Below are 2,603 nucleotides of genomic sequence, written 5' to 3' on the forward strand. Positions count from 1 at the left end.
CACCGCGCGTGCTGTGGAGTCCGCCCTGCAGGACGAAAGGTATGCCTCGGTCGCCTACGTGGACATCATCCAGGACTCGTCGTCGAAGCTGGCCGTGGGTCAAGCCGAGACGGAGGTGGCCCTCGAAGAGCTCGTGGCGGACATCCGATCCTCGGGCGCTGCGGACCCCAACGGCCTCGTGTCGGACGTGTACGACGCACTGGGTGTGGCCGGGCCCGATGACGCGTTGTTCGTCGACGAGCGCGCACTCGCGCTTGGCGCACCCGCCGAAGAGGGCGGATGGGCCCAGTTCCCGACGTCCGAGGACGTTGTCGCGATGCAGGACGGCTATGCCGCAGCCCGCGAGGCTCTGGGATCAGTTCGCGCGAACGCGCCGGCTGACACCGGCGGATCGTTCGCGAACCTGGACTTCCGGATCGGCTACGAGTCCGAGACCGCGACGACGCTGTTCACGGCGCCTCTGGAGTACGTGGACGCGATGGAGGACTCTGCGGCAGGCGTCGACGCCTCGATCGCCGCGATGCTCGGTTCGACGGCGACGCTCGAAGGCAACGAGGCGAATGCCCAGGCGGTCGCCGCCCTGGCGCAGGGAGAGCAGGCCATCGGCAGCCTTGCGGAGATCCGCGCGGGCATTCGCGCCGGCGTCGGCAACGTCTCCACCTACTCGGGCTTCTATCGCACCATCCTCACCACCATCGCGGGAGCGGCGGATGGCGTCGCGGTCGCGATTCCGGAACGTGCCGTGGTGGCAGGGCTCCAGGCCTATGGTGACCTCGACACCCTGATCGAGAACCTGGAGTACGAGAAGGTCCAGTTCGAGCGCCTCATCCGCGCCGGAGCCTTCGAGGTCGGAGAGGACACGCAGGCGCGCAACCTCGTCGCGCGTACCGACATCAGCCTCGAGAATGCGCAGGCATCGTCCGCGTCGATCCCTGGCGCGGCCGAGGTCCCCGACTACGGCGCCTCCGTGAGCTTCGACTCGGCGCTTGACCAGACCTCGTTCGAGTCCGTTCGAGCCTCCATCCTGCGTGGCAGCGACGTCGACCTTGTCGCCGAGCGCACGTCGGAGTGGGCGACTCAGGTTGACGAGGAAGTCGCGGCGTATGAGCCCTTGCGCGAGGCGCTGTGGGATGGCGTCGAGGACGCGGTGGCGGCCGATGCCCAGGCAGCGCTCTTCCAGACGATCCTCACGATCGTCGTCGCCATCGTCGTCGTGGCCCTGACCGTCATCATCGCGCTCGTGATCGCCCGCCGCATCGTCAACCCGCTGCGACGCCTAACCACGACGGCTACCGCCGTGCGCCAGGAGCTCCCGCGACTCGTGGAGCGCGTCGCGATGCCGGGCGAGACCGTCGATGTCACCGAGGTGCAGATCGACGTGGAGTCGCAGGACGAGATCGGCACGCTCGCGGAGGCGTTCAACGGCGTCAACGCGGCGACCCTGTCGATCGCGGCCGAGCAGGCCGCCCTGCGTGGCTCGATCTCCGAGATGTTCGTCAACGTCGCGCGCCGCGACCAGGTGCTGCTCAACCGCCAGCTGAAGTCCATCGATGAGATGGAGCGCAGCGAGGACAACCCGGAGACGCTGACCAACCTGTTCGCTCTGGACCACCTGGCGACCCGGATGCGTCGTAACTCGGAGTCGCTCCTGGTGCTCGCGGGAATCGACACCGGCCGCCGCCTCCGTAGCCCGATGCCGCTGTCCGACGTGGTCCGTACCGCGTCCTCGGAGATCGAGCTGTACGAGCGCGTCCAGCTGGAGCTCGACGCCGACCCGTCGATGCTCGGCCACTCGGCGCTGACCGCGGCGCACCTGTTCGCGGAGCTGCTCGAGAACGCGACCGTCTTCTCCGACCCGGGATCGCCGGTGGTCGTGCGCACCTCGCACGTGGACGGCGACTATGTCGTGGAGATCGAGGACTCCGGCATCGGCATGACCGAGAAGGAGCTGGCGGACGCCAACGACCGCGTGGCCTCGACCGCCGCGTCGGAGATCCTCGGCGCGCAGCGCCTGGGCCTGTTCGTGGTCGGTCGAATCGCGCGCCGTGTGGGTGCGCGAGTCGAGCTGGCCTCTGCGGAGGGCAAGGGGACGACGGCACGCATCACCATGCCGCGCTCGCTCTTCGCCGCGGAGGAGGTGCACCACGGCCATGTCTCCACGACTGCGGCCGATGACGCGATGCACGCTCCCACGGCGCTCGTCGAGCACACCGCCAGCGATGACATCGCCGACGTCGCCCAGCCGGTGACGCCGCGCGGCGAGGCGTACGCGCCCACAGTCATCGAGGATGGCGGCAGCCTGCTCATGGGCCGCGGCGCAGAGCAGGCCTCGCCCGCCGTGGAGGACGAGTCGATCCCGATGCCGAGCGCGACGGGCGAGCAGTCGATCGATGCGCTGATCGCAGCCGATGCGGCGGAGGCTCCCGCAGGCGAGGAGGCCCGTCCGGAGGACCTCACTGACGGCGCCACCGCTGCTGGCCTGCCGACCCGCCGGCGGCGCTCGTCGCCGGGCCGGTCGACCTGCGGTCGGTGGTCAACGGGTACGCGTCGTCGCGGGTCTCGGTCGCCACCCCGGCCGAGCCGGTGCTACTGCCCGGTCGGCT

At 69.8% G+C, this 2,603-nt stretch carries 1 protein-coding gene; it reads left to right on the forward strand.

Going from position 1 to position 2,603, the window contains the following annotated elements; genetic code table 11:
- Nucleotides 1-2,603: sensor histidine kinase (locus tag QZ483_RS13475; RefSeq protein ID WP_297084881.1), on the forward strand; the 2,603-nt coding region annotated here is incomplete at both ends.

Origin of the sequence: uncultured Demequina sp., assembly GCF_913055775.1 — a bacterium.
Lineage (GTDB): Bacteria > Actinomycetota > Actinomycetes > Actinomycetales > Demequinaceae > Demequina.